Raw genomic sequence first — 26,371 nt, 5'->3', positions numbered from 1 at the left:
TGCCCCCGAAGAACCCAAGCCCGTCATATTGCCCCCACGGTGTTTACATAAACGGTGTATGCCACGTTTTCAAGGGCCCTCGCCACCATGAATGTCTCGAAGTGAAGCCTCGACATGTCCGGCGCAGCACTTATGTATACGTGCACCTCGGCGCCCTTCAGCATCATAGTCCTCGAAACCTCTGGATAGAATGCATCATAGCATATTGCAATGCCTACCTTATGACCGTTAATGTTAATTACCGGTATATCGCCCTTACCAATACCGAAGTACCTATACTCATCAAACACACCATACGATGGTAAGTGCCTCTTCCTATAAACGGCTAATACCCCCATCAGGCCCCACGCGACCGCCGTGTTATAGAGTACGTGAGTATCCTCATTCCTCTCTGCAAATCCAACTATAACGTGGCAATTCCTCCTCCTGGCTTCCATTACGAGCCTCGTAATAGTCCTACCACTTATTGGCTCAGCAATTTGAAAGAATAAGTCCTTAGACATATAGCCTGGTAGGTAAAGCTCGGGGGGGGTTACTACTAGGTCGGCTCCATCGCTACGCAGAGCGTTTCCATCGCCTTAATCAGCCTGTTTAGGTTGAATTCCACATCGCCAAGTTTGCTACTGTACTGTAGCAGGTGTATTCTAAGCATTAATTAGTGGTGCATGTGGGGGGGAATTAAAAATACAAACCCCATTTTGCAAATTGGGTAAGCAATAAAAGTCCATGATTATCAGTTACATGTGCCTAAGATAACCCTTGAGAACCTAATACGTATTGACTATGAATACGTGACTCAGAGGATCATAGACTTCATTAGGTCGTATGTTAAGGATGCGGGAGCAACAGGCGCTGTCATTGGGCTTAGCGGTGGTGTTGACTCCAGTGTTACGGCATACCTACTCGTTAGAGCCTTGGGTAGGGATAGCGTCATTGGTTTGATACTGCCGTATAAGACCACGCCTCCTGAGGACATTAGGGATGCTAAGTATGTCGCAGAGACCCTGGGCATTAAGTACTACTACATAGATATTGGCAGGATTAGAAATGCCTTTGCTGAGTCAATACCTGAGTTTGATGAGGGTGATAAGATAGCCGTTGGCAATCTCCTCCCAAGGATCAGGATGACACTACTCTATTACTTCGCCAATAGATTCAATAAGGTTGTGGCAGGCACTGGGGGGGATAAGAGTGAGTTATTGATTGGGTACTTCACTAAGTATGGCGATGGCGGCGTTGACATACTACCAATAGGCGACCTCTACAAGACCCAAGTCAGGTACCTGGGTAAGTACCTCGGTTTACCCGATAACATAGCCTTTAAGCCATCAAGCCCAAGGCTCTGGGAGGGTCAAACAGCTGAGGGTGAGCTCGGCGTTAAGTATGAGGACGTTGATGTGATTCTACACGCGCTCGTTGATTATAGGATGAGCGTTGAGCAGGCGGCTGAGGCCACGGGTAAGCCCATTGAGCTTGTGCAGACCGTGTGGCGTAGGGTATTGAATACTGAGCACAAGAGGAGGTCGCCAATAGTGCCTAGGATTTCCATGAGGACCTTGGGAATTGACTGGAGGATGCCCGTGAATAAGACTGGAGTGAGTGGCTCATGGAATAAGCCTTAATAATTCTGGTCAATCATTATTTAAAAATGAGTAAACCCTTATGGCATGTCATTGAGGATCCGGCATACATCATTAATTTATACGCGGGCATTGTGATAACGCTTATGCTCATAGGCGCCGTAGTGATTTACGTATTAACACAGTCAATCATTGACGCGGCGCTCACGTCCTTACCGCCAATATTTATAGCACTAATAATGATTGCCGCTAAGGGGGGGTTATTAAGAGGAATGAGGTTATCATGTATCCTGATAAACTTATTGCATTGAAAGGTTCTGAGAGAATTGAATTACCAATATACGAGATAACCAGGGTTAGGGTAAGGCCCGTGATTAACACCGTAAGGGTAATCAACATGAGGCTAATACCGATATCCTCAATACCGAGATTCAACACCTGGTCTGTAACCTTTATCTCCGGTGATAGGGAAATTGTTAAGGTGTGGATTAGTGAGAGTGAATTAGATAAATTAAGGGCAGTAATTAGGAGATTGTGTAATGAGAGGTTAATATGTATAAACATTGAAAGTGCCATGTCCATTTAATGATGAGGACAATAAAGGCAGGACCTGTTGATTATGTACATCTTGAGACATCCTTTTCAGCAATATGCCCGGTGGATCGTAGCATTGATAATTACGTCATTGAGGTGGAGTATAAGCCAGCATGCAATGATGATGGTTGTATCTATATAGAATTGAACAGCCTCAGGGAATATTTAGATGGATTTAAGGACAGGGTCATTTATCACGAGGACCTAATTAACGAGTTAGTAAATGAGTTTGTAAGGACCCTAAATCCAATTGAAATAACGGTGACCCTCACAAGTAATTATAAAGGCATTAAATATGTAATAAGACGTAATATCAATAAACAAGGCTCCCAACACGAACCCTAATCCTTATCCTACTCAAATCACCAGATGCGCCCTCTACGAAATTAGGCTTTCTTAATGAGTTTGCATACATCATAGCCTTCATCAATCCATCCCTATCCCTCGCCTTTATGTACGGCCATAGGTCAACAACGGGCTCCTTATATAGGCAGGTCTTTAACCTACCATCACTTGTCAACCTCATTGTGGTGCAACCTGCACAGAATGTTGGGTTATTATAGTTCTTAACTATCTCAACCCTAACTCCATCGACTTCGTAAATGGGCCTATTATGAAGATCCTTCCTCGTCCCTAGTAACTTACCGTGCCTATTCAACCAATTAATTATGTCGCTCAGGTCATCGTAGTACCTGGCAAATACTGGGAAGCCATCGCCCATGGGCATTAACTCTATTAGCTGAAGAACGAAGCCGTACTTAGCGGCAAACCTTATCATCATTGGTATCTCGTCCGTGTTAAGCCCCCCCTTAGCACAACCACGTTCAGCTTTATTTGCTTAAAACCCAGCCCACCCACATAGTCAATGTTCTCAAGAACCTTATCTAAGGCATCAACTCCAGTTATGAACCTATACTTTCCACGATCTAATGAATGAAGAGATATGTTTAATCTACGTAACCCATGATTAAGTAATTCCTCAGCATAGACATCAAGTAAATAACCATTAGTTGTTAATGAGAGGTCCTTAGGACCAACCTTATTTATTTCATCCACAACCTTGACAATATCCCTACGTAGCAACGGCTCACCACCTGTTATCTTAAAATCATCAACACCCAATTCCTTAGCCACAGAGGCTACAAAACCAATGTCCTCGGCACTTAACTCCCTACTCAAAAACTTGCCCTGTCCCTCAAAGTGACAAAAGATGCATCTGTAATTACATACGCTGTTGACCACAATCCTAAGCTTCAACCAGGGTCTCCCGTAATTATCAATTAGCATTATGATGATGCAACCTAATTGCGCATTTAAAATCATTATTCCTGCATTAATTATGCTTAATCTTAATCAATGAATTTATTACCATGAATCTTGTCGGTGAGGTAATCATGGAGGAACTTAAGGCCGTGGGTTGATAAGGCCTCAATCTCAACCTTCTTCTTAGTCCTAAGGAAGAGCTCAATCTCCTTCTTCCAGTGATCACTTTGGAACCAGGGATACCTAATAAGTTCCTGGGCCCTCTTTAGGTCCCTATCCGTAGCCTTTATGACATACTCATCACTGATTTTGTAAGTACGAATGTCCGTCGCTGTAACACCCACAAACTTAGCCTCGGGGGGGTTGCTAATCTATCGCTTTCGTAACTAAGCTTTATTGAGCCACTCTTGTAAACACTGTATATGTACCACCCATATGGATCACCGTCAGTTAATACGAAGACTGGTAATTTATACTCCTCGTTAAGTCTCCTAACAAACCTTCTCGTGGCTCTGTCCGGCATACCCTTAGCCGTAATTAGTAGACAACTCTCCTTATTCCAGAAGCCCTCCCTGTTGAGCCTCTGGAATATTGCGTCCTTCTCAATAACAAGCACGTAATTAGCCTCAACCTTAACAATATCGAGATCATCGGGATTTGGCGGTAAACTCAGTGCGGTATCGCCTAGCTTTGTGGCGTCTATCTCAAAGCCTTTGACCTAACGATTATTGGCCCCCCCACGACCTTACCCTTAACATCAGCCGAAAGCCCCCCCCATCTCCTCCCTGAGGATTCCGGTGGCCACCTCAATATCCTCAATGACCGCGTTGGACTCCGACTGCTCATCCCACGTGTTTTCCCTAATGACCTTGTTTACAATGTCTGCCTTGAACTCCATGGTGTGCTTACCATTGTAGTAAAGGTCCCTTATTGTCGGGTAAACACCCTCCCTTATGGCCTGAACAATCAACTTAAGCATGAGCATTGTCTGCATGAACCTCTTGGACTCCTTAAGGTCAAGAAACCTCCTCCTCAGCTTTTCAGGCCCAAGGATCAGCATCTTCCTCTTTGGGTCCCAAATAGTGTTACTTAACGTTCTTGATGGTATTTCAAGAATTGGCTCCTCATTATTAAGTACCGTATTTGTTACCGAATTGCCCCAATCCTCAAGAACCTTAAGTACCTCATTTCTACTCCTAGCCACGACCAATGACAAAGCACTCGCTATTAAAAACTTAGCGCCGTGAGGTCACGCTTTAATACCCTAATCCGTAATTAATCACGTGACCAACATAAGGGCACTCAGGGGGGGTAGGGACTTCATAACACTCATGGATTACACAACAGACGAGATAAAGTACTTACTGAGCCTGTCCCGGGACCTTAAATCCCGGTACCACCAGGGGGGGAGCGGTATAGCGACGTACTGAGAGGCAGGACGCTACTCATGATCTTTGAGAAGCCGAGTACAAGGACTAGGGTAAGCCTCGACGTGGCTGCGACGCAGCTAGGGATGCACGTAATCTACTCAAACCCACAGGAGCTTCAGCTTGGTCGTGGAGAGACCATAGCCGACACGGCAAGAGTCGTTGATAGGTTCGTGGACGCCATAGCGGCTAGGGTGTATAAGCACGAGTCATTAATAGAGATGGCTAGGTATGCAGTGGCGCCCGTAATAAATGCCCTAAGCGATAAAGAACACCCACTGCAGGCGTTGGCTGATGCATTAACCTTATGGGAGGTTAAGGGTAAACTCGAGGGGTTAAGGGTGGCCTTTGTCGGTGATGGTGATAATAACATCGCACATTCCTTAATGATAATTGGAGCCAAGCTTGGTTGGGAGGTTAGGATAATTTCACCAAGGAGGTACTGGCCGACCAAATTCGCCGAGTCATTGAACGAGGATGTAAGGAAGACGGGCGCCAACATAGTAATTAGTGACAATACCGAGGATGTCAGGGGAGTTGATGCCGTGTATACCGATGTCTGGGTTAGCATGGGCATGGAGCCGAGGCCGAGGAGAGGAGGAAGGTATTTAGGCCGTACCAAGTTAATGCCGAGTTAATGAGAAAGGCGGGTCCTCAGGCAGTATTCATGCACTGCCTACCTGCTCACAGGGTGAGGAGGTTACTGATGATGTAATTGATGGCCCGCAAAGCATTGTTTGGGATCAGGCGGAGAATAGATTGCATACGGCTAAGGCCGTATTAGTGGCGTTACTAGCATGAGGAACTTATTATCAACAATTGATCCAAATCAAACCATTAAAGTGTGTAAGTTTTATTAATTTCAAGGGATTAACAACGCCTTGTATGGTGAGACCCAATAAACTATTAGGCGCTGTAGTTTTGTTTACCTTAATCTTAGTATTAGGCACATTAATACTTGCCTTAGCTAATGAGTGGCAACAAGTTATTATATATGTTAGGTCCATTACAATACATGCGTTAGCCGTTTCATCAAACGACAGCGGCGCCGTCATTAACATAACAGTAACGGCAATAAAGCCGGGCTCGGGCTATGTATACATTGCGTCAAGTCCATTACCAACGGTTGAAAGTGGTACATTCCCATCATCATCACAGATAGCCGCATTGGTTGCCACATACCTAGCAAACCAACCATTTAATGAGTATAATTTCCTAGTAAATGTTGAACCGACAACCCTAGAGATCGGTGGTCCATCAGCAAGCGGTTACATGACCGTCGCAATGTGGGCGCTAATAACAAACCATACCTTAAACCCTGACGTGGTAATGACCGGGATGATACTACCGGATGGCTTAATAGGACCCGTGGGTGGCTTACCTGCTAAGATTAAGGCAGCCGCTCAGGAGGGTTATGAAGTCGTGTTAATACCATACGGGCAGCAGATATACCAGACCAGTAGCGGACAGGTAATTAACCTAATAAGCTATGGAAGGAGTCTCGGAGTTAACGTTATACCTGTGATGGATGTTAGGCAAGCCATTTACTACTTCACGGGTGTGAATATGTCAATACCATTAATACAGGCTCAGGCGCTAAAGACCACGGCGTACATCAACGTCACGAAATTCCTATGGATGAGGATATACGACAGGATAATAAGCACAGGCGCCATAAATTCCACAGACCCTAACGTTAGTAGCTACATTAAGAGAGCTATTAATTATGCAAGCCAGGGCATGTACTACACAGCCGCAAGCCTTGGATTCCAGGGACTAATTAATTATTACCAGGACGAGATGCAGAACTACACAGCCCCCGCAATTAGAGAACTTGCTCAATCAATTAAATAATGAACTGCAAAACTACGAAAACACACTGCAGCAATACAATGTGACAACCGCAAACATAGACCTAATAATCGGCATTTATGACAGGGTCTTTGACGCCCAACAGTCATTAAATGCCGCGTCGCAAGACCTGATGAGCAATGACATCGGCGACGCAATAACTAACCTCGCCTATGCAAAGGCTAGGATAGAGACCCTTAGTGATTGGTTGGCGGTATTGAATGCGGTAAAGGGTGGAGCACCAATATCGAGGGACTACCTTGAGGAATTAACAAACATGTACCTAGTGTATGCCCAATCAATAACTGAATACACGCTCTCACTTTCAAATGCCATAGGCGCATCGGGCATTCTTCAGGACATGAATTCAATAACGCAGGAGGTTCAGGAGGCCCAGAATAATTACCAAGATGGTCTTTATCCATTAACGCTTGCGCAGAGTCTCGATGTTATATCGAGCAATGACGCCATACTGCACCTATTATTTACCCCCCCAGTGATAAATGGGGGGGAGATGAACGCTGGCTATCTAATCAATGTCACGAATTATGTGAGGGAGTTGGCAATATTTAATACGTATGAGGCAGAGAATACTTGTAACCTATTCCCAATGCTCGCAATTTCATACATAGACTTCGGTAATTACTACCTAACAAGGTACAACTCAACCGGTAATATATACGATTTAGAAGCCGCACTTCAACTCTATGAACTGGCAGCCTCATACTCACAAGCCCTTTATGAACTCGCCTCATCAACAAATTCATGTAATGCCTCATTCACGATATCAAGCATAATGCCAATAGAAATAATGAATAATACCGCCAATACATCATTGAATCTATCACTTAATCAATCAGTAGGCTATAGTGTGGTACCCCTAGCAGTGGGCATCACGTTAATAGTGCTTGCCGTGGGCATAGCCATATTCTCGATAAAAAGCCTAAAAATAACCCCCCCACCTAAGCCCTGATTAGATGAACATAATCCCATTACTAGCGATGGACTTCCTCATAAGCTTCATAGGCAATGCATTACCATTCTTCGGTGAAGCCTATACGGTATATGCATCATTAACGTTACTGAGCATTAGACCACCAATGCAGTACACGGTCTTGGTAATAATTATAACGGCATTGGGTGCCTCAATTTCCAAGAACGTATCCTATGCCCTAGCTACGCATTAAAGAGGACCCTAAGGAAGACCAGCGCCGTGAAATTAATAATGCTCTTAGCCGACAAAGCACCACTATGGATATTGCTAATAATATTAGCCGCATTGCCTGGATTACCCCCCCTTGATGACTACCTATACATAGGTACTGGGGCTGCATCGATAAACCCACTTATGCTTAACACGTATGTATTCATTGGTAAGTTAATAAAGAGCTCCGTAGAAATACCAATAGAAATCATACTCTTCTCATCACTGTATAAATTACTAAAACCAGGCATAGGTTTGCCTATTTTCCAAATTACCATGGCAGTAATATTCACGGCATTAGCCTTCATAATATTTAATATAGATTGGGTGAGAATATACATGAGACTCCAGAACAGGATTAATCTATTACCAAAAATAAACGATTAATGCTATTAATGAAATACGTAGATAAGAGCAATCCAACCACATTAATATTCCAAGTAACCTGATCTATTATAGCCATTTCTGACCAACCATACTTAGTATACATGTTCCTGGCATATAATATTAACTTTAAGTAGGCAACATCACGGCACTTAAAACCTCATCAATTCCTGGTGCGGGGGTGGGATTTGAACCCACGCAGGCCTTCGCCAACGGGACCTCAACCCGTCCCCCCCTTTGACCTGGCTCGGGCACCCCCCCGCCGATTATCATCTTGCGGTTTTGGCTTTAAGTGTTTTTCTGTGGTTTTTCTTCATTATGGTGTTTTGTTATGGAGAGAAAGTGTTATTAATGTTGTTTCCGATAACGGCTTCGTGTCCGCAGTTCTTTACGACCACGTTACTAAGAGGTTTGGGCGTATTGTGGCCGTTGAGGATGTTTACCTCGAGATTCCCGAGGGCAGGATTGTGGTGCTTGTTGGCCCTAATGGCGCAGGTAAGACGACAATGCTCAGGCTTGCGGCTGGCATACTTGCCCCCTGATGGTGGTAGGGTCCTTGTTTATGGTTATGACGCAATGAGTGTCAGGGCTAAGAGGAGGGTTGGGTTTATGACACCCATGGACCGCGGTGTTTACTGGAGATTGACGGCGATGGATAACCTGGTCTTCTTCGGCACATTATACGGCCTATCACTCGGGGAGGCTAGGGAAAGGGCTAAGGAGTTACTCGAGGAATTGGGGCTTGGTGGAAGGGCTAATGATTGGGTTGCCACGTATAGCACGGGCATGATGAGGAGGCTCGAGATCGCCAGGGTGTTAATGCATGACCCAGACGTTCTGCTGCTTGATGAACCAACAAGCGGCATAGACATTGATGCGAAGCACAGCATACTCAATTTCATTAGGGGGTCTTAGGGGTAGGAAGACCGTAATCCTCGCATCCCACGATCCTCAGGAGATCGAGTTAGCCGATATGGTCGTGTACATAAATAGGAGGATCCTAAATGAGGCGCCCGCTCTTAAGATTGTTAAGGTCCTCGTTAAGGGCCCCCCCGTGGATGGGCTCAGCGGGTTTAATGTGGAGGGTATTGGTGGTGATGAGTACGTCATAATAACAACAATTGATAGATTTAATGAGTTGATGAGTAGGTTAGCCATTCATGATGGTGGGGGGGTTAGGGTCATGGACATAGATGTTGAGGTTGCGGTGGCTGAGGGTAATGCCAGGAGGATGGAGAGGGTTATGAGGAGGAGGGGGGGTGATCGTGATGGGCATTATTGATAGGCTATACAGCTTTGTCGTAATTAGGGTTGGAAGATGTGGGTTTCGTATAAGACCCAGGTTGTGCTTACAATAATTAACTGGATCATCCCAGTATTCATATACTTCTTCATTGGTGTTACCCTAGGGTTTGGGAGATTAAGTGCAGTTAGGGACTACACGGCATTCATGGTCATAGGCACGGCATTCCAGGGATACTTCTCAGCATCAGTAACGACGCTGGCCGGTCGTATTAGGAATGAGGAACTCATTGGGACCCTGGAATACCTAATGGCAGCGCCGCTGAGGCCCATGGCGCTGATGATGTATAATACCGTGTGGGGGACTCGTGATAAACTCGATAAGTGCGGTCACGGTCTTACTGATCGGGCTTGGTCTCGGCATCTCATATAAAGTAAATGCACTTGCCACAATTACGTTCCTAATACTCTACCTGGCATCAATAATCGGTCTAAACCTAATCGCTGGCGCCGTTGTCCTAATCGTTAAGCAAGGTAATCCCATAGCCCTATTCACCTCAGTTGCCTCAAACCTATTGGGTGGTGTTGTGTTTCCCACCTCGGTACTGCCAACATGGCTTAGGTACATAAGTTATTCACTATCCCTAACCTGGGCGTTATCGGGGCTTAGAGGCGCCATGCTCAGTGGCTACGGCATACCACAACTACTTAACTACCTATGGCCATTGGTTATCCTAGCCCTGGCATACATAGTGATTGGCATTGCCCTATCTAACTACGCCTTCACAAAAATACTCAGAGAGGGCTCAGTCCACATGTACTAATTAGTAAATTTTAGTAAATAATGATAAGACCTACTGGATAGTCTTGGGCCCAGCATTGGCCCTATGCCTGGTCACGGCCTCCTTAACAGATTCGTAGACCACTCTCCCAATTAGCTCGCCAGTTTTGGAGTGACCGCCGGTGTACGTTATGCGTATCCCATTACCGGGGACCACAATTACGTTGTCCGTGCCCGTACCCGTGGCTATTAGGCCCGGTGAGTAACTGCTCTCTATGCCTAAGTCCTGAAGCGCCGCGCACTTGGCCTCGGTTATCGTAATTAAGGCCCTGGCCATGGCGGCCTCGGTCAATGAGGCGTTGGTTATCAATATGATATTTATCGTGCCCACCCCCCCTCAAACACGCCATCAACCTCGTACGTAGATGCCCTATCTATGCCCGTCCTCAATGCGTTTGACTCAACACCTGCGGTGGTGAGGGCTGTAACCCACACATCCCTGTACTCATCACTCGCCACCGCTAAGTCATCCATGTCAACGCCCGTGCCTAGGCACGCATAGTCATGAGGGGGGGCACCCCCCCAAGTTGGACCATTAACGTGTCCAGGTACTTCTCACGGAAGCCCTGGCTATGTAGTGCGCACCATAGGTCTGGCGGTGCGTAGTTATTGCATACAAAGCGTACGTTAATCATGCCATGCATTGTACTGAGCACTCGCCTACTCTGTGCCAGGTCTATGAGGAGTGTCTTAACGTTAGCACCGCCATAGCTTTGATAGTATATTCGGGCAGTCATGCCGTCACGGGACCAGACCTCCCTAAACGCCGTATTCATTACGTGATAGGATGTAAATCCTATTAATAAGCATTACCACATTATGAAAAGTCCTAGATAAGGTAGAGAATTCCCAAGATAAGTAACGCCAGGAGTGCCCTGATTAGTATGGAGGTGAGCATTATGGTAACGCCATCCTTAAGCCCGTAAATGCCGAGGTAGTAGGGCGCATTGTGCCTAATTCCGCGTATTAGTGATGAGGCCACGTAGCCAATCAGCAACCACTTAATTACTAAGATGCCACTGAGCCCCCCCTCATTAATGAGCGTGCCCGCGGCGGCGAAGGCTGCATTATCACTAATTACATAAGCCACTATTATGCTCACCACGTATGGGCCTAAGGTACCGAACACGTGCGATAGGTAATCACTGAGGTAGTTGTTTAGTCCGAAAAGCTCAATAACCGTTAACGCAACACTCGTTATTGACGTAACCAGTACTATCCTTACAATCAATTTCAAGACCCTTCCCAAATTAAGCGAACCGCTCACGGCATGCTCCGTAAGTTCGGCTATACCGTCCTCGTCTCTATCCCTAATTGAACCTCTTCTCCCAAGGATTGCAAATATTACCATCTGCATTAAGCCAATGGTCATAAGGATTAGGAGGTATAGTAGACCGTAGACCCCCCCCATGGTACTCAGTAGCACCGGCATGAGAGTCCTCAAGTGCGAGAGTAGGGCTGGGAAGGAATTAATGAGCGATGCTATGTACAATTCCCTACGCGTCAATCTACCGTCCTTATACATGGCTATGAGCATTGAGGATGCGGTGGATGGACTAACGAGGGAGACCACGAAGGGTAAGGAACAATAGCTGGGTAACCCAGACAACGCCGTTATCCACCGCCCCAGCCTGCCTATGGCCCTTATTACCGCTTCTTTACTCATTATGTAGTACATCGTAAGGACACCCAGTACTATGCCCAGTATGGCGAACGTTAGGTAGTGAAGTTCATAAATAACTAAGTTAGTTACCTGCCCCCCCATTGGCCGATTCCCTCCAGCGCATTTTCTAACTCTGTGTATATCTCCCTTAATTTACGTATGACGTTCTCTGAAGTATGCCATAAGCCCCCCCTTTCATGCGCCTCATATAGTCTCTTAATGATTTGTTCCAATGCGTAGGGATTAACTTCGGTAAACCACCTCCTCATCTCCTCATTAAACACATACGTCTCCACAATCCTATCCCAAACCCAGTCATCCACGGCATTCATGGTCGCGGCAACCCCCCCGAGAACATACTCAACGCGCTTCGAAATGTTCTGGGCGCCCATGTAACCGTGCTTTCTCATGCCTTCGATCCACTTAGGATTGAGTAATCTAGTCCTCACGTAGAACCAACGGCATTCTTCGCAGTCATCATCCTAGGCCTATCCTGCGTTAAGTCCGTGTATAGGATAAGGGGCTTCCTGCCTGAGTATACCTCAACCGCCTTGGATAGGCCGCCCAGGTATGCGTAGTAATCATCTATGTCGATTATTGAGTAATCAACACTCGACTGGACCTGGCTTGTGATGTCCACCTTGCTAAGCAATGCCTTGAATAAGTCCTTAAGCTCGCTTGAGTTCATCCCACGCATGTCTCCATTATAGCCATAACCCATGTACATGGCATAAACACCGGCAATGTCCATATCCGTCCTCCACCTCGACGTCTCTATCAAGTGATTAACCTTATTCCCATAGTCACCGGGCCTCTCGCTGAACGTCCTTATTAAGGAGGTCTCACCATACCTACTCCTCAATTCGAGGTAGTGCTTACGGACGTAATTCATATCTAACGGCTCATCTAACTCGGCAACGAGCTTAACGGCCTTGTTAATCAATGATATTAAGTGCGGGAACATATCCCTAAACACCCCGCTCATCGTAACAACGACATCTATCCTAGGCCTACCGAGGTCCTTAAGTGGTATTACCTCAAGTCTTGGATCCCAACTACCTGGCCTATGAATAAGCTTAACGCCAAGATACCGCAGCGCCTGCCAATAGTGACGCCCCTAGTCCTAGATTCCTGACCACCCCCAAACAATGACGCCCACGGTCTCGGGGGGTACCTACCATACTGCTCCAAGTATTTCCTAATACTATCCTCCGCGATTCTAGCCCCCCCAACTCCAATGCCGAATCGCTGGGTATCTTAAGTGGATCGAGCGCGTAGAAGTTCCTCCCTGCAGGTAAGACATCGGGGGGGTCCATTACGTAGTCACCGCCAACGCCGGCCGGTATGTACTCCCCCCCACTCAAAGCCCTAATTACGTTCTCAAGCTCAAGTTTAGGCGATAGCCTTAACCTCTCCGCTATGTCACGTGCATAATTCAGCACGGTCTTCGCGTCATCACTCCTAATCCCATATTCCTCAGCTACCTTAATTGCCAAATCAATGCCGTTCGTAATTAACGCCCTGACAATCCTTTTAACCCCCCCCTCGTCCATTAACCTTAGGATATTCGCATACTTACCTGGGCGCTCGAGTAAGTCATCATAGTCATACCCCATTGCCTCGGCCAGGAGCCTATGCAGCGATTTAACGACACCCCTATCACGCCTTAACGCCAGCGTTAAGTAATCAACGATTTCATCATCACTTAATTCCATGCCAAGTACCCTCAACCCATACGGCATTGCCGAGCGTTCCATCCTCATAAGCTCGTCGTAAAGCACATCGAGGTCCTTAACCTCTAGCCCATACTTACCTGCAATGCCCTCTATGGTCTTGAGCACAGCGCTTGCCCTAGGTGAATCAACAACGTTTGCTTCTCTGTACTCATCGATTAAATCACGCAACCTCTTGAGATCATCACTGAGGCCCGCCTCGGTCATCCTGGGTGAGAGGTGACTAATCAATACGGCGTATGACCTCCTCTTGGCGATTGTACCTTCACCGACGACAACCACATGGTAGATATAAATGTTTGGTAAATTGCCGAGGAGCGCATCTGGGGGACAGCTGGAGGATAGGCCGACCTGCTTACCTGGGAGGAACTCGAGTGTGCCGTGGGTCCCCCCCACGTGAATAACGGCATCGGCGCGCCAAACCTCCTCAAGCCACCTATAAAGCGCGACATATTGGTGATGCGGGTATAATTCCGAGTCATGGTAAATCTTGTTAGGATCCTCATGCCAGCCCCCCCTACTTGGTTGCAATACGATAATTGCATTGCCTAGATCAAGCACGGGCAGCGTGAGGTATCCGTTTTTAACCATTATATTGCCAGGGGGGCTCACCCCCCCACTGCTTAATGACTTTATCTCTAAGCTCCGGCCTTAACCTATTGAATAAGTCCATATACGTTGTTTGATCAACCAGCACATAATCGGTGCCGGCCGACCACCTACCGGAGTTTGGGTTTTTCACGAAGAATTCCTTAATGGCTTCAGCGGTAATGGCCTTAACACCATAGCCCTCCTTCCTCAACCTCCTCAACAGTACCTCGACCGACTTAAGCGTGTCGAGGTATGAGGCTCTACCAATATTCTCCTCACCGGGTGGATAATTATACATCACAATGGCAATCCTCTTACTCGCATTAGACTTATGTCTAAGGGCCAACCACTTATCAACCCTATTGAGGACCCTATCAACTCTATCCTGAATTACCTCCATAGCCTTCACGCCATTTTTATCAACGAGGCCCGCTATTGGTATGGGCTCTATGGCGCCATCAACCTCGGGCATGGCCACGGCATATATAACCTCAACGGGGCTTAGCCCCCCCGTTGGATCCTTAATCCACGCATCTATGTCCCTGCCGTACATGACCACCGGGTTCATGACAGGAACATTGAACTTTAGCAGAACGCCCTCATCTTCTCGGTTCCTAATGAGCCTGAACCACTGAAGGTCGAGTATAGCCCCCACATCAGCATTATTAAACAGCTCCTTAAGCCCCCTCAATGTATAGCCATAGTTGGAAAGAAGCGAGATCGTGTCGACCCTCCTCTTCATTATATGGGTAATTACCTTCCTAGCCTTATCATAGGACTGGCCAGAGTAGGCCATTAACACTATGAGTGGCGACTTGAGACCCCCCCTCTGCTTTAGAAGTTCATCAGCGCTATGGTATACGTACCCCCCCTCATAATCCTCAATCCAGTAATCCCCCCCCAACTCGATGGGAGGCCCTGGCGCTGGTACGGCTATGTCACAGTAATTCCTCAGCACTAGGCGTATCATATTGACTATGTTTTCTTTACGCCAATTCCTCCAATAATCAATTAATAATGCCCAATCCTCAACGTAATGGGATATGGGGTCTGAAAGGGCCTTGGATGCCTCATGAAGAACGTGGGAAAGGGTCTTTGGGTCAAAGTAATTCGTAGTTTTAATAGTGTCATTATACGTAGATACTGAACTAGTTAAGAATCCGCCTAACTCGTAATTACGAACCCTCGTAAGCATTATAGTCTCTAAACCCGTACTTAGTGTAAAGACAATGGGAGTCTCGCGTAACCAATTCCTTAGGTAGCTTAGTAGTTCTGGGTGGTCCCCCCCATTAAGCTTAGCAAGGCAATGTCAGGTCTCCTCACGGCGTTTAATTGCTTAGAGACCTCATTAACTTCGTAACTCTCCAGGTACATGACTTCGAGGTCTACATCGCCAACTCCGCCTAACGCCTCACTTAACGCTTCATAAAACCCCCCCTCAGTGAGGACTGACCTTGTGATTAGTAGCATGCGGCACCTGGGCATGTTACTCACCAACCCTAACAACATTAACTGCGTACCTACTCAGTACGTCCATGTGGCTTATTGATGGGTCGTAGATGAGCTGCGGCCTTGTGTCGTAGATGACGACCTTAGCCAACCTACTCAACTCACCCATGAACCTCTCAACCTCCTCCCTAACATCGCCCATGAGGGGCACGTTTGCCTTACCATCAGTTATTAAGTAAGCCCAATAATCACCCTTTAGCTTGAGGTTTAATCTCTTGATTAAATTAACTGCGTAGACCAGTGCCGCGGGCATTGGTGTTGCCCCCCCACCGCTTGATAACTCATCTAGGGCGTTTAGGACTTGCCAATAATTCCTCGTGGGCTCTATGACCACGTCAACGCCACGGTCCCTGAAGCTTATTAGCCCCCCCACGTAGCTCCTCCTCACGTAGGACTCCTCAGTTATCCTCCTCACGAGCCCCCCCTTCGCAACCTCAATCCTCCTCATGAAATTCATACTACCGCTGGCGTCAAGTATTATGAGCGAGACCCTAGGGGTCCTAGACCTCCTAACCCTGACCACTAGGTCTTCCAAACCAACCCTAATGGGTAGGCCCGAGCCTCTGAGCGATGCGTGAACGATAGATGCGGTGAGGTCTATGTCCCTTAAATCCCCCCCATTCCTCGGCGGTAGGTACATGTACGGGATACCGTGGGGGCTGACCAACAATCTTCCTAAAGGAGGACCTCGACCTAAGGCCGCGGCCCCCCCCAGTACGTATCAGCTCCCTCCTAAACTCCACAGGAATATCCACGCTGGATACTCCATACCTCCTGGTATCACCATAAGCATTAGCCTCATCACCTACACTACTCCCACCATTAAGTCCACCCTGCTCATTACCCTCACCACCTAGCACTGCACTGCCCTGTTGGTTATGCATTGAACTAGGCATTTGCCGCCTACCCTGGGCATTATCTTCGTTGGGCGTTGGCTGTGGGGGGGTATCGGCATCCTGGGCCTCTCGAAGGGCTTGGCCTTGAGCCTGTGGGGTAGTGCCAGCTCCATGGCCTTCTGTAAGTCCTCCATCGTCACCCTAGCCCTACCATCCAAGGCAGCCAACGCCTTCGCAGTCCTGATGGTGACTATCTCCGCGCGGCTTGTCCTAATGCCCAGCTTAACCACGGTCTCGGCCAAGAGCTTAAGTAGGTCCTCCGGCACCTCAACATCCCTAATCAACTCCCTAGCCCTCTTGATCCCCCCCTCCCTAATCCTCTCAATCTCGGCTCCCACCTCCTGTAGAATCCCTCTGGGTCCCTATTGAACTCCTCAACCCTCCTAACAATCTCAGCCCTAACCCCCCCTGGGTCCTGAGGAGCCTCCACATCCACCACTAGGCCAAACCTATCGAGGAGCTGCGGCCTAAGCTCACCCTCCTCCGGGTTCATGGAGGCTATTAGTACGAACCTGGCGGGGTGCCTTACAGATACGCCCTCCCTCTCCACGATATTCCAGCCGTAGGCCGCCGCGTCTAGGATTACATCAACTATGTAGTCATCGAGTAGGTTAACCTCATCGATGTATAGAATATTCCTATTCGCCTCAGCAAGGAGACCTGGCTGTAACGCCCTCACGCCCTCCGTTATGGCCCTCCTAATGTCCAGCGTGCCGATGAGCCTATCAACGGTTATCGAGAGTGGCAGGTCAACAACCCTCATCTTCCTAACAGCCACCGGCAACTTCTCACCACGCTGGTACCTTGCATAGCACGAATCACACATGAGCTGCGGGTCGTGTGGGTCACAGTTGAATGGGCAGTCGGCCACGACCTCGATCTCAGGCAATACATCCGCGAAGGACCTAACGAGCGTCGTCTTCCCAGTCCCCCCCTTATCACCCCCCCTAAGCAGGACGCCGCCTATTGATGGGTTCACGGCCACGGCGAGGAGGGCCAACTTAGCCTTCTCCATACCGACAATGGCTGGGAATGGGAAAACGACACGGCGGCTCATACGATCACCACAGGCCTCCCATTGTGCTCGATCACCGTGGTTTTAACCCCCCCATACACCTCCTCGATAATACTCGGGCTAATGTCGCCTGGGCTTAGTTCAGCGACTATCCTGCCCTCGCGCATTACGTAAATTCTATCCGCATACTTAAGGGCTAGGTTTATGTCATGCATTGTCACCAGCACTGCAATTCCGTCTTCACGTGCAATCCTAATCAAGGTCTCCATGACCGCCACCTGGTGTTTTAGGTCTAGGTTGCTCGTAGGCTCGTCAAGGAGCATTAGGACCCCCCCTCCCTGCGCAATTGCCCTAGCGATATGGACGAGCTGCGCCTCACCGCCGCTTAACCTAGTGACCAACTTATTGGCTAGGTGCTCAATGCCGAGTCTCCTCATGGCATTGAGGGCCGTGTCAATATCCAGCTTACTCGGCCTAAAACCCATGTGTGGTAACCTACCCAGCAAAACCGCGTCAAAAACCCTAACTGGGTATGCGACTGCGTGATTCTGCGGCACGTAGGAGACGAGCTTAGCAATCTCACGCCTATCCATCCTTAACGCATCCTTACCATTAACCCTAATGGAGCCGCTGAAAACCCTCGCCACACCTAGGATGCATTTGATCAGTGTGGATTTGCCAGCACCGTTAGGCCCCCCCATTAGCACCACCAACCCTCCACCATCAACGTTGATATTGACGTCCCTAATCACTGGCCTATCATAGCCGCATTCGAGGTCCCTAACCTCAAGTACGGCCTTACTCATAACCATACCTAGCCCCCCCCTCGATATTATTATCGTGAGTAGGTATGGGGGGGCGCCAATCATTGAGAGCACAACGCCTATGGGTATCACGTATGGCGGTATTAAGGTCTTTGAAACCACGTCGGCGAGCACCGTGATGTCTGCACCCATGAGTGCCGATGCCGGTATCAAGTACCTATTGTCACTGCCCACCAAGGCCCTCGCTATGTTCGGTATCACCAAGTCGACAAAGCCCACTAGACCAACGAAGCTTATCGTGGCCGCAGCCTGGAACGCTGCCGCAAGCATTGCAGCCAGTCTCGTATTCCTAACATTAATTCCGAGACTATGGGCAACATCATCGCCAAGGTTAAGCGCATTTAATCTCCAAGATATCAAGACGTAGTATGGTATTGCAAGTAGGGATAGGGCCATGTATGGTATATAGTTGAGGGTCACGTTAGTTACGCTACCCAACATCCACATGACGATGGCGTGGCTCACATCAGGATTGCCAGAGAAGTACTGGATGAGCGAGGTCCCCGTGCTAAACACGAACATCACGGCCACGCCCGCCAGTATTATCGTGATTGGCGACGCACCCTTAATGAAGGATAGGAAGTAAACGAGCAATGCTGCGAGCGAAGCCGCTATAAATGCGCCAATGATCACCAGGTACGGCTCTGTTATCATAGGCAGATAGTACCTAATAACATAACCGGCGCCTAGGAGTATGGCCACGGCAGCCCCCAAAGCCCGCGGCGGCAGAGACGCCGAGCGTGTAGGTCGACGCCAGCGGATTCCTCAGTATGCCCTGCAACACGGCGCCCGCGGACGCAAGTGCTGCGCCGAGTATTAGCGATGCCAGGGCCTCCGGTAGCCTTATCTGCCAAACCACTAGGTATGCGTCGTGTGGCACATTGAATATTGGGTCTATGCCGTCAATAACAACCTTTAAGACGGTCATTGGCCCAATTCCATAGGCCCCCCCAATCATGATGTCAAGGACAACCAACGGAGGAGGACCAAACCACTAACCGCCACCAAACCCCCCCACCTCACCCACTGCACCACCAGACACCACCTGGCTCGGCGGTTCTCAGGAACTCCTCAAAGTACTGATTGAGGTATTGCGTGGCGTTAACGCCACTGAGGGCGCTTGGGTACACCTGACTAGCTATGTATAGCGAGACTATCACCTGCGGAGGCCCCCCCTCGGTTAGGTAGCCGGGTATGATGATGACTCTGTTGTACCTAACGGCGTTTGTCGCATTAAGCACTGGGTTGTTCTTAATAGTCTCGATTATTGATTCACAATAGGCCGTGGCATTCGGCGAGTGCGGATTTAAATTCCACGTAACCGCAATAATGACGTCTGGGTTACACTGAAGCACTGCGCCGGGCTCAACCTGCATGGACTTATTGAAGCATGGCTGTAGGCCGGCATTTACAGCAGCCCAATATGGATCTCCAGAGGGACCTGACGTGAACCATAGGCTATACTCGTAGTCAAAGATTACGTAAGCCTTATACCTAGTGGAGGTCTTGCTCAATCCCTCGCTTAATACGTGATGCACATTATTGATGAAGTTTATGAGCCTCACGGCATTGCTGGTACGGTTTGTGATTAGTCCGAGGAAGTAGATGAATGACGTCAAGTTGTCCTGAGACCCATAACCAATCACCGGGATGCCGAATGGAGCCAGCTTACTCCTCACTGTCTGGACACCGTAGCTCCACTCTAGGACCAGGTCAGGCCTTAAGTTAACCATCTCCTCGTAATTCCACGACCACATCTCCTGGCTCACGCTGGTAACGCCGTTAGATTCCCAAAGAGCCAAGGGAGCTCTGTGGCATAGCCCTCAATCCCAACTATTGTGTTTTCAGCCCCTATATCAATCAGGACTTGCATGGCAACCGTGTTATCGGCCGCAATCCTCTTAACGGGTATACCTATGGTCACGTTAGACCCATAGTTCTCAATAGTGACAGAAGTATCATTATAACTAACGATTTCGAAATTAGGCGATGAATAATAAGTGTAAGAGGGGGGGTTTTGACCACTGACCTATGTATATTCCACTCATATATTGCTATCGTTACTGCTAGGGCTATTGCTATCACTATTATCGTGATTAATACGGGAGTGACCTTACCGTTTTTCGATTTATCGCTCGACATCACGTGGTAGGATAAGTATCCTATTTAAAAGCTTTTTCATTCACGAAGTTACATCGATTGTTACGGTAAATTCGCCTTTCAATTACCACGATCATTTACGGCAGTTGAGGCTGGGGCTTTAATTCCATGGGCATTACTAAGTATTATGGATTGAATGGGTCGTTAATGCTTAAAATGGCCAAATGCTAGAATTAAGTTATATTATGCAACAGATGTAAAATGGTTAGCCGTTATACCGCTATTAGGCCTATCTTCTTTAATGTCCCTGTTACTGGGTCAATTACGAAGCCTAGAGCCTCAAGGGCCCTAACACCTATTAATACGTCGACTGGCGAGTCATCTATTACCTCTACGATCACGTAACCCTCCTCACCATACAGCCTCAACCTGGCGTATGACACCTCGAGCTCCACGACTCTGTTGTCCACGGTTCTCCGCTTAGTCCTGCCAATTACCTAGAGCCCCCCCAGGTTCTTAGCGAAAAATGCTATGCTCACATTTTTATTCACTGAAGCTAATGTATTAGGCGTTTCACGTCTTAATTAATTGTCTCACTCAACATCTGTACCACTGATCTTAGGTTTCGGCCTAAAGCTATGGGTGTGCCTTGGGTCGTAGACGCTCGATCTTAATGGCAGGTCTAGGATGGAGGGGTCCGCAGCCTTGCCCACTATTATCACGGAGTCCTTGGTTATCCTAGCCCTCTTAACCTTCTCGGCAATGTCGGCCAGCGTGCCCCCCCTGATTATTAATTGGTCGGGCCATGTCGCCTTATAAACCACCGTAACCGGCGTATCATCAGGTACACCGGCCTCCCTTAACTCCTTAACAACCTTATCAATTAAGTGGACACCGGTGTATATGGCCATTGTGGCGCCCATGAGTAATGCCTTAGCGAAGTCCTTTATCGAACCCTGCATCGGTACCCTGGCTGATGCCCTGGTTATGATCACCGTCTGGGCTATCTTGGGTAGGGTTAACTCAATACCTAGGGCTGCGGCTGCGGCCAGCGCTGCCGTTACTCCAGGCACCACCTCATACGGTATGCCAGCCTCCCTGAGGGCGACAACTTCTTCAAGCAATGCGCCATATATGCCTGCATCGCCTGACTTAAGCCTAACCACTAACTTGCCCTCCCTAGCCCTACTAATCATTATATTCACGATCTCCTCAAGCGTCATTGACGCACTATTATAGATCTCCGCATTTGGTCTAGCCCACCTCAGTACTTCTGGGTTTACCAGGGAACCTGCGTAGATTATGACATCGGCCTGTTGGAGGTACTTCATGCCCTTCACAGTAATTAGTTCAGGGTCGCCAGGCCCCCCCGCGCCCACGAATATTACCTTCCCAACCATCGATGTAGGATGTAAATCCTATTTATAAATCCTTCTAGCAATGATAAGCGAGAAATAGTCCCTAGGCAGTTCACCGCTTGGCTCCTTAATTATTAACTCGCCATCCATGTAGCACCTCCTGGCGTAGGTCACGGAATACCCATGATCCCTAAGTAATGCCGCTATACCGCCCATGTCGGTGTTGCCCTTAAGCACTATTATCGTGTCGGCGAAGTCCATAGCCCTCGTTAACCTCTCGGTATCATCGCCCACGAGTATGACTATAGACTCACCGCCTATGGCTAGATTAACACCAGCCTTGGCGGCGCAGGCCATTATTGAGGAGACCCCAGGAATGATTATGGGTTCATAGTCACAATTAATGAATGGTTTAACCCGGTAGAAGGTGCTATATAGCGATGGGTCGCCAAGAACCACAAACGCCACACTACCGTACCTACGTAACCCATCGCATATCACGCTCGCATTAGCCATTAAAGTCTCGGCGCTTGGTTCCTTAACCATTGGGAACCCCAGGAATACTATCTGGGCATCAGGACTCACGTACCTACTAACTATTGTATACGCCAAGCTCCTATTGCTACCGGTGGAATGGGGGGGTATGAAAACTAGCTTAACCTGGCGGAGGACCTCAGCACCCATAACCGTGATTAAACCTGGGTCACCCGGCCCCCCCAGCCCAATGATGTATAGCCTAGGTACCTCATTGCCGCCTTTTTCGTGCATCATTATCACCACCGTTTAATGGCATCCTTAATACTCGCCATTAAATGCGTTGATTGACATCTGTCTCTCTCACCGACTATTATGAATATTGGGTTTCTCGAGAGCATCGCAGTGCCTAGGTTGGTTCTTAAACCCTTGGCTATCACGACTTCGGTAACCTCCACATTTACGAAGCCTGACTCAACCATTGTAGTTAAAGCGAGCGATACATTCTCTAGGGTTATCACGTCAATCACTAAACGGCCACCCACGGCCAATTTACCGCATGTACCAGTGATTATATCCCTCAACTTACCGCCACTACCACCTATGAACGCTGCATCAACCTCACTAGGCACTTTGTCCAGGACCTCTGGTGCCTCGCCATGTATCACAATGACCCTATCATCACGCCAAACCTCATGGCATTCCTACGGGTCAACTCAACTGCTCTTTCATCCCTATCAATAGCATATACGAGGCCCCCTCCTCGCTATTAGGGCAGCCTCCACAGCAACCGAGCCAGTCCCTGAACCAATATCCAGAACCCTCGAGTCCCCCCCTCAGCCTAAGCTTAGAAATTACTAACGCCCTAACCTCCTCCTTAGTCATTGGTATGCCCTCAACACGCTCAAACAGCTCATCAGGTATTCCAGGAGTTATGTAGGGCCAGGCAGGGCTAGTCATGGCTATTAACCCTCGCGAGTACCTCCCCCCCATCCTCACTAAATATCACGACCTCAAGAGAGGCATTGCCCAACCTCCTTAACCTGCCCAACGCCCTCTCGGCTATCACCCTCATAACCCTACCCGCCGCATCACCGAGGTAATGCACCGCCTCACCAACAGTCTTTGAGGCCGCGATCCTCCGTAATAACTCTCCATTAATCCCCGCCATTACTGCTGCCCAGGTAATCGTCTCAATACGCGCATCTCCAATTGAACTATGCGTATTCATTAAACCGGCCGCCAACTTAACGGCCTTGCCAGGCAGCATCGCAATGACGACTCTATGGAAGCCTAGCCCGATGGCCTCTTTAACAGAGGTGCCTATTAGGTCGCCTACCTTAACCACGGGCATCCTGTAAATCGCCTTAGCGTAACTAACAGCCCTATTCCCGGAGGCAATCACTACACCATCGTACTTACCCCCCCTTAATGCCGTTAATTGGGCCTTGATATGCTGAATGAAGGTCTCATTGCTGACAGGCCATTCAATCCCAGTCGTCCCAAGTATGGATATGCCACCGACTATACCGACGTCCTCATTCATTGTTGCCTTGGCCAACTCCTCGCCATTGGGTACCTCTATCATGACCTCAACACCGGCATTAACGACCTCCCTAACGGCACTTTCAATCATGAGCTTAGCCGTGGGGGGGCTAATGGCCGGTTCACCCATGGGGGGGATGCTTAAACCTGGCCTCACGACCTTACCCACGCCATGCCCACCTCTGATTTTTATTACTTGTTCATTTATTGAACGGACGCAGGCCTAATCACCGCGTTATTTAGGCTGTCTGGGTTATCACCGGCGATTTTACGCACGTCGGCGCATATGTAATCGTTAATCGTAAAGACCCTATCAATGAAGACCTCAAGCCTAAGCCCAACAGGCGTTGGTATTGTGACGCTACTGGGCGTAATACCCCCCCTAATTAATGCAATGGTTGCTGCCTTAGCGGCAGCCGCAGCCGCTGCCCCCCCCGTGGTTATGCCGAAGCGTTTGAAATACTCAATCACGCTCATACCCTGTAACCCCCCTTGGCGTTATCATGAGTCCTCTGTAAACGTAGGTTCTTGAGTTACCTATTATTAATGTCGTATTCATATCTATGACCTCTAAATACCTCATCCAGTTACCTAAGTTTGTCGTTATCACGAACTCGCCATCCCTATAGGCATTCCTGACTATACCCACCGGCGTTGATGCATTTCTAAACATAGATATTAGATTCATGGCTTTGATAAGTACGTCTTTACTGATCGGGTTGTACAGAGCAATCACGAAGTCGCCGCTTGCCGCCGCCTTAATCCTCATCATAATCTCCTCATCACTAACCAATAGATTGCTTAGATTTACAACCGCGAAGTCCATGTTGAGAGGCGCGCCCAACCTGGCGGCCGCCGCGAGGGCCGCGGTGACTCCAGGTATTACGGTAGGCCTCAAGTCGAGCCCTTCCTTGCTTATTAACTCGAGGACGAGGCTCGCCAATCCATAGACCTGGGGATCGCCACCGCTCACCAGCGAGACTACATGGCCATTGAGGGCCTTCTCAATGGCAAGCTTAGCCCTCATGACCTCCTCATGCATTCTTGATCTAATCACTTCCTTACCATTAATTAAATCGCTAATTAGATTTATGTACGTGTTATAGCCAATAATTACATCACTGTCTCTGATTGCATTAATTGCGGCCACAGTCCTTAGCCCAGGGCTTCCTGGCCCGACACCAACTATGTAGAGCTTACCCGCCATGCCCCCCCTCCCTTACAATGCTTAGTAATTCATTAAATACGGCCACAGCCACGTTACTACCCCCCCCATACGTACCCCCCCTCATGACCACGCTAGGTATCCCCCCCATCCTGATTAACTCCTCCTTTGCGTCCACGGCGTTAGTGAAGCCCGGCGGCGTCGCGATTACCATGGGGGGACCTCCAAGCCCTCCCTAATCATCTTAATTACCTCGATAAGGGCCGTGGGTGAATTACCGATAATTGGAATCGCGGGCTTGAATCTGCTCAGCCCTATCCTCATTGATGCTGCGGTCCTCGTGATTCCGAGTTCCACCGCTAACTTTGTGACTTCCACATCGTCTATCAAGGTCACGGTGTTGCTCCACCTCACGCCGACCGCCACCATTTTAACATCAGCAATTACCGTGGCGTTACCATTCATTAATTCCCTAAATACATTAAATACCTCGGGATCCACATGCATGTACTTAATAAGGGTGGGGGGGTTGCCGGTGGCAAACACGGCCTTGGCCACAAGCCTAATAATTGATTCATTGTTAGTACCAAGCTCTCTACGGACCAACTCAACCACCTTATCGAGACTATTTCTTTCAATCTCCTCGGGATCCATGATGTACCTACCATGTCCACGGATGTGTTCAGGGCGTTGACTATTCTCATAAGCAACGCCTCCTTAACAAGTACCGAGTCAATTAGCGGCCTTGTAACGTAAACCTCAAACTCGTAACCACCCCCACGATGCCCTAACCCACTTATTAAACTCCTGAACACCCAGGGACCCCCATTATGTCCCTAATCACGTGATTACCAGGGCCTAGAAAGCTAGGGCGATCACAACGCGCTTGGTACCAGAGCGAAGAAGCTCCCTTAATGAATCTCTCCAGTTAGGGCTTGAATACTCATTATGAGCAATACTAACATGAGCTATTGAACCTAAGCCACCCAACCTACCCTTAATGTAGTGCTCCAAATCATTAAACCAATCTAGGAATTCAGATCTACGGGACCCATGGGTTATTACGAGTACCGATGTAGGATTCATATCCTACTTAAAAACCCGGACATATA

Annotated in this window: 31 protein-coding genes, 1 tRNA gene and 9 pseudogenes; 14 read left to right on the top strand and 27 right to left on the bottom strand. The window is 48.3% G+C overall.

Annotation, left to right across the window (positions count from 1 at the left end; genetic code table 11):
* Nucleotides 1-23: 23 nt before the first annotated feature.
* On the bottom strand, nucleotides 24-563 hold the full coding sequence (locus JCM11216_RS16750; protein WP_243675424.1) for a carbon-nitrogen hydrolase family protein: 540 nt from the start codon (nucleotides 561-563) through the stop codon (nucleotides 24-26).
* Nucleotides 564-743: 180 nt separating this feature from the next.
* Between JCM11216_RS16750 and JCM11216_RS05535 the strand changes: the two genes are divergently transcribed.
* From JCM11216_RS05535 to JCM11216_RS05525, 4 genes are read left to right on the top strand one after another with little or no spacing between them, the layout of a single operon-like run.
* The gene (locus tag JCM11216_RS05535) at nucleotides 744-1,622 is read left to right on the top strand and encodes an NAD+ synthase (RefSeq protein ID WP_054853567.1); all 879 of its coding nucleotides are present in this window, start codon (nucleotides 744-746) and stop codon (nucleotides 1,620-1,622) included.
* A 26-nt stretch (nucleotides 1,623-1,648) separates the two neighbouring features.
* Nucleotides 1,649-1,891 (top strand): hypothetical protein, encoded by a 243-nt coding sequence (locus JCM11216_RS16745; protein WP_243675304.1) that lies wholly within the window; start codon nucleotides 1,649-1,651, stop codon nucleotides 1,889-1,891.
* A complete protein-coding gene (locus JCM11216_RS16740; RefSeq protein WP_243675302.1) occupies nucleotides 1,888-2,166 on the top strand; it encodes a hypothetical protein in 279 nt (92 codons plus the stop codon). The genes JCM11216_RS16745 and JCM11216_RS16740 overlap by 4 nt, the downstream gene beginning before the upstream one ends.
* Nucleotides 2,166-2,519: a hypothetical protein gene (locus JCM11216_RS05525; protein WP_054853566.1), complete on the top strand. Its 354-nt coding sequence runs from the start codon at nucleotides 2,166-2,168 to the stop codon at nucleotides 2,517-2,519. The genes JCM11216_RS16740 and JCM11216_RS05525 overlap by 1 nt, the downstream gene beginning before the upstream one ends.
* Here JCM11216_RS05525 and moaA read toward each other — a convergent pair.
* Nucleotides 2,488-3,461, bottom strand: a pseudogene (gene moaA, locus JCM11216_RS05520) (GTP 3',8-cyclase MoaA). The gene JCM11216_RS05525 and the pseudogene moaA sit on opposite strands and share 32 nt — an antisense overlap.
* Before the next feature lie 62 nt (nucleotides 3,462-3,523).
* Nucleotides 3,524-4,641, bottom strand: a pseudogene (locus JCM11216_RS05515) (DNA topoisomerase IV subunit A).
* Nucleotides 4,642-4,720: 79 nt separating this feature from the next.
* On the opposite strand from JCM11216_RS05515, the gene JCM11216_RS16735 reads away from it, so the two are divergent.
* From JCM11216_RS16735 to JCM11216_RS16715, 6 genes and pseudogenes are all read left to right on the top strand, one after another.
* Nucleotides 4,721-4,867: a hypothetical protein gene (locus JCM11216_RS16735; RefSeq protein ID WP_243675300.1), complete on the top strand. Its 147-nt coding sequence runs from the start codon at nucleotides 4,721-4,723 to the stop codon at nucleotides 4,865-4,867.
* A 17-nt stretch (nucleotides 4,868-4,884) separates the two neighbouring features.
* Nucleotides 4,885-5,665: pseudogene (gene argF / locus JCM11216_RS05510) on the top strand (ornithine carbamoyltransferase).
* 84 nt (nucleotides 5,666-5,749) lie between these two features.
* Complete coding sequence (locus JCM11216_RS16730) at nucleotides 5,750-6,718, top strand: S16 family serine protease (RefSeq protein ID WP_243675298.1); 969 nt, start codon at nucleotides 5,750-5,752, stop codon at nucleotides 6,716-6,718.
* Complete coding sequence (locus JCM11216_RS16725; protein ID WP_243675297.1) at nucleotides 6,699-7,688, top strand: hypothetical protein; 990 nt, start codon at nucleotides 6,699-6,701, stop codon at nucleotides 7,686-7,688. Before JCM11216_RS16730 ends, JCM11216_RS16725 begins: the two co-directional genes overlap by 20 nt.
* Nucleotides 7,689-7,692: 4 nt before the next feature.
* Entirely contained in the window at nucleotides 7,693-7,902 is a 210-nt protein-coding gene (locus JCM11216_RS16720; RefSeq protein ID WP_243675295.1) for a hypothetical protein, read from the top strand.
* Nucleotides 7,903-7,940: 38 nt separating this feature from the next.
* The gene (locus JCM11216_RS16715; RefSeq protein WP_243675294.1) at nucleotides 7,941-8,306 is read left to right on the top strand and encodes a hypothetical protein; all 366 of its coding nucleotides are present in this window, start codon (nucleotides 7,941-7,943) and stop codon (nucleotides 8,304-8,306) included.
* Nucleotides 8,307-8,474: 168 nt separating this feature from the next.
* On the opposite strand, the gene JCM11216_RS05495 is transcribed toward JCM11216_RS16715, so the two are convergent.
* Nucleotides 8,475-8,562: transfer RNA gene (locus JCM11216_RS05495), tRNA-Leu, on the bottom strand.
* Nucleotides 8,563-8,773: 211 nt separating this feature from the next.
* Between JCM11216_RS05495 and JCM11216_RS16710 the strand changes: the two are divergent.
* From JCM11216_RS16710 to JCM11216_RS16695, 4 genes and pseudogenes are all read left to right on the top strand, one after another.
* Nucleotides 8,774-9,218: pseudogene (locus JCM11216_RS16710) on the top strand (ATP-binding cassette domain-containing protein).
* Nucleotides 9,178-9,585, top strand: coding sequence for a hypothetical protein (locus JCM11216_RS16705; protein WP_243675293.1), 408 nt, complete (start codon nucleotides 9,178-9,180; stop codon nucleotides 9,583-9,585). The pseudogene JCM11216_RS16710 and the gene JCM11216_RS16705 overlap by 41 nt, the downstream one beginning before the upstream one ends.
* A 36-nt stretch (nucleotides 9,586-9,621) precedes the next feature.
* Nucleotides 9,622-9,978 (top strand): hypothetical protein, encoded by a 357-nt coding sequence (locus tag JCM11216_RS16700; RefSeq protein ID WP_243675292.1) that lies wholly within the window; start codon nucleotides 9,622-9,624, stop codon nucleotides 9,976-9,978.
* Nucleotides 9,914-10,369 (top strand): ABC transporter permease, encoded by a 456-nt coding sequence (locus tag JCM11216_RS16695; RefSeq protein ID WP_243675290.1) that lies wholly within the window; start codon nucleotides 9,914-9,916, stop codon nucleotides 10,367-10,369. The genes JCM11216_RS16700 and JCM11216_RS16695 overlap by 65 nt, the downstream gene beginning before the upstream one ends.
* Before the next feature lie 30 nt (nucleotides 10,370-10,399).
* On the opposite strand, the pseudogene JCM11216_RS05480 reads toward JCM11216_RS16695, so the two are convergent.
* The 23 genes and pseudogenes from JCM11216_RS05480 to JCM11216_RS05375 all read right to left on the bottom strand — a co-directional run bounded on the left by JCM11216_RS05480 (nucleotide 10,400) and on the right by JCM11216_RS05375 (nucleotide 26,345).
* Nucleotides 10,400-10,860, bottom strand: a pseudogene (locus tag JCM11216_RS05480) (adenosylcobinamide amidohydrolase).
* Between the two features lie 14 nt (nucleotides 10,861-10,874).
* Nucleotides 10,875-11,162: a hypothetical protein gene (locus tag JCM11216_RS05475; protein WP_054853564.1), complete on the bottom strand. Its 288-nt coding sequence runs from the start codon at nucleotides 11,160-11,162 to the stop codon at nucleotides 10,875-10,877.
* Nucleotides 11,163-11,215: 53 nt separating this feature from the next.
* The gene (locus JCM11216_RS05470; RefSeq protein WP_054853563.1) at nucleotides 11,216-12,151 is read right to left on the bottom strand and encodes a hypothetical protein; all 936 of its coding nucleotides are present in this window, start codon (nucleotides 12,149-12,151) and stop codon (nucleotides 11,216-11,218) included.
* A pseudogene (locus JCM11216_RS16690) lies at nucleotides 12,136-15,343 on the bottom strand (cobaltochelatase subunit CobN). Before JCM11216_RS16690 ends, JCM11216_RS05470 begins: the two are co-directional and overlap by 16 nt.
* A 293-nt stretch (nucleotides 15,344-15,636) precedes the next feature.
* Entirely contained in the window at nucleotides 15,637-15,858 is a 222-nt protein-coding gene (locus JCM11216_RS05445; RefSeq protein WP_054853558.1) for a hypothetical protein, read from the bottom strand.
* Nucleotide 15,859: 1 nt separating this feature from the next.
* A complete protein-coding gene (locus JCM11216_RS16685; protein WP_243675288.1) occupies nucleotides 15,860-16,522 on the bottom strand; it encodes a VWA domain-containing protein in 663 nt (220 codons plus the stop codon).
* Nucleotides 16,425-16,742 carry a hypothetical protein gene (locus JCM11216_RS16680; RefSeq protein WP_243675286.1) on the bottom strand — a complete coding sequence of 106 codons (318 nt, stop codon included), beginning with the start codon at nucleotides 16,740-16,742 and terminating at the stop codon, nucleotides 16,425-16,427. Before JCM11216_RS16680 ends, JCM11216_RS16685 begins: the two co-directional genes overlap by 98 nt.
* Nucleotides 16,736-17,116 (bottom strand): hypothetical protein, encoded by a 381-nt coding sequence (locus JCM11216_RS16675; RefSeq protein ID WP_243675285.1) that lies wholly within the window; start codon nucleotides 17,114-17,116, stop codon nucleotides 16,736-16,738. Before JCM11216_RS16675 ends, JCM11216_RS16680 begins: the two co-directional genes overlap by 7 nt.
* Nucleotides 17,059-17,835, bottom strand: coding sequence for an ATP-binding protein (locus JCM11216_RS16670; RefSeq protein ID WP_243675284.1), 777 nt, complete (start codon nucleotides 17,833-17,835; stop codon nucleotides 17,059-17,061). Before JCM11216_RS16670 ends, JCM11216_RS16675 begins: the two co-directional genes overlap by 58 nt.
* Nucleotides 17,832-18,494, bottom strand: coding sequence for an ABC transporter ATP-binding protein (locus JCM11216_RS16665; RefSeq protein WP_243675422.1), 663 nt, complete (start codon nucleotides 18,492-18,494; stop codon nucleotides 17,832-17,834). The genes JCM11216_RS16670 and JCM11216_RS16665 overlap by 4 nt, the downstream gene beginning before the upstream one ends.
* A gap of 195 nt (nucleotides 18,495-18,689) precedes the next feature.
* A pseudogene (locus JCM11216_RS16660) lies at nucleotides 18,690-19,545 on the bottom strand (iron ABC transporter permease); the annotation flags it as partial.
* Nucleotides 19,546-19,636: 91 nt separating this feature from the next.
* Nucleotides 19,637-20,386 (bottom strand): ABC transporter substrate-binding protein, encoded by a 750-nt coding sequence (locus JCM11216_RS05425; protein WP_054853555.1) that lies wholly within the window; start codon nucleotides 20,384-20,386, stop codon nucleotides 19,637-19,639.
* On the bottom strand, nucleotides 20,383-20,541 hold the full coding sequence (locus tag JCM11216_RS16655) for a hypothetical protein (protein ID WP_243675283.1): 159 nt from the start codon (nucleotides 20,539-20,541) through the stop codon (nucleotides 20,383-20,385). The genes JCM11216_RS05425 and JCM11216_RS16655 overlap by 4 nt, the downstream gene beginning before the upstream one ends.
* Nucleotides 20,538-20,759, bottom strand: coding sequence for a hypothetical protein (locus JCM11216_RS05420; protein WP_054853554.1), 222 nt, complete (start codon nucleotides 20,757-20,759; stop codon nucleotides 20,538-20,540). Before JCM11216_RS05420 ends, JCM11216_RS16655 begins: the two co-directional genes overlap by 4 nt.
* Nucleotides 20,760-20,989: 230 nt before the next feature.
* The gene (locus tag JCM11216_RS05415; protein WP_054853553.1) at nucleotides 20,990-21,187 is read right to left on the bottom strand and encodes a hypothetical protein; all 198 of its coding nucleotides are present in this window, start codon (nucleotides 21,185-21,187) and stop codon (nucleotides 20,990-20,992) included.
* A 123-nt stretch (nucleotides 21,188-21,310) separates the two neighbouring features.
* On the bottom strand, nucleotides 21,311-22,117 hold the full coding sequence (gene cobM, locus JCM11216_RS05410) for a precorrin-4 C(11)-methyltransferase (RefSeq protein WP_054853552.1): 807 nt from the start codon (nucleotides 22,115-22,117) through the stop codon (nucleotides 21,311-21,313).
* Between the two features lie 18 nt (nucleotides 22,118-22,135).
* Nucleotides 22,136-22,846 carry a cobalt-factor II C(20)-methyltransferase gene (locus JCM11216_RS05405; protein ID WP_243675282.1) on the bottom strand — a complete coding sequence of 237 codons (711 nt, stop codon included), beginning with the start codon at nucleotides 22,844-22,846 and terminating at the stop codon, nucleotides 22,136-22,138.
* Nucleotides 22,847-22,848: 2 nt separating this feature from the next.
* Entirely contained in the window at nucleotides 22,849-23,217 is a 369-nt protein-coding gene (locus tag JCM11216_RS16650) for a hypothetical protein (protein ID WP_243675281.1), read from the bottom strand.
* A gap of 43 nt (nucleotides 23,218-23,260) precedes the next feature.
* Complete coding sequence (locus JCM11216_RS16645) at nucleotides 23,261-23,542, bottom strand: hypothetical protein (RefSeq protein ID WP_243675280.1); 282 nt, start codon at nucleotides 23,540-23,542, stop codon at nucleotides 23,261-23,263.
* Nucleotides 23,502-24,571 (bottom strand): annotated as a pseudogene (cbiD, locus tag JCM11216_RS05395) (cobalt-precorrin-5B (C(1))-methyltransferase CbiD). Before cbiD ends, JCM11216_RS16645 begins: the two are co-directional and overlap by 41 nt.
* On the bottom strand, nucleotides 24,558-25,301 hold the full coding sequence (locus JCM11216_RS05390; protein WP_054853550.1) for a precorrin-3B C(17)-methyltransferase: 744 nt from the start codon (nucleotides 25,299-25,301) through the stop codon (nucleotides 24,558-24,560). The pseudogene cbiD and the gene JCM11216_RS05390 overlap by 14 nt, the downstream one beginning before the upstream one ends.
* Nucleotides 25,291-25,913, bottom strand: a pseudogene (locus JCM11216_RS05380) (precorrin-8X methylmutase). Before JCM11216_RS05380 ends, JCM11216_RS05390 begins: the two are co-directional and overlap by 11 nt.
* A 204-nt stretch (nucleotides 25,914-26,117) precedes the next feature.
* Nucleotides 26,118-26,345, bottom strand: coding sequence for a CbiX/SirB N-terminal domain-containing protein (locus tag JCM11216_RS05375; RefSeq protein WP_054853547.1), 228 nt, complete (start codon nucleotides 26,343-26,345; stop codon nucleotides 26,118-26,120).
* Nucleotides 26,346-26,371 lie beyond the last annotated feature (26 nt).

The sequence above is a fragment of the Vulcanisaeta distributa JCM 11216 genome (assembly GCF_001315985.1).
In the GTDB taxonomy this organism is placed as follows: Archaea; Thermoproteota; Thermoprotei; order Thermoproteales; family Thermocladiaceae; genus Vulcanisaeta; species Vulcanisaeta distributa_E.
This window is presented reverse-complemented; position numbering and strand designations above follow the sequence as displayed.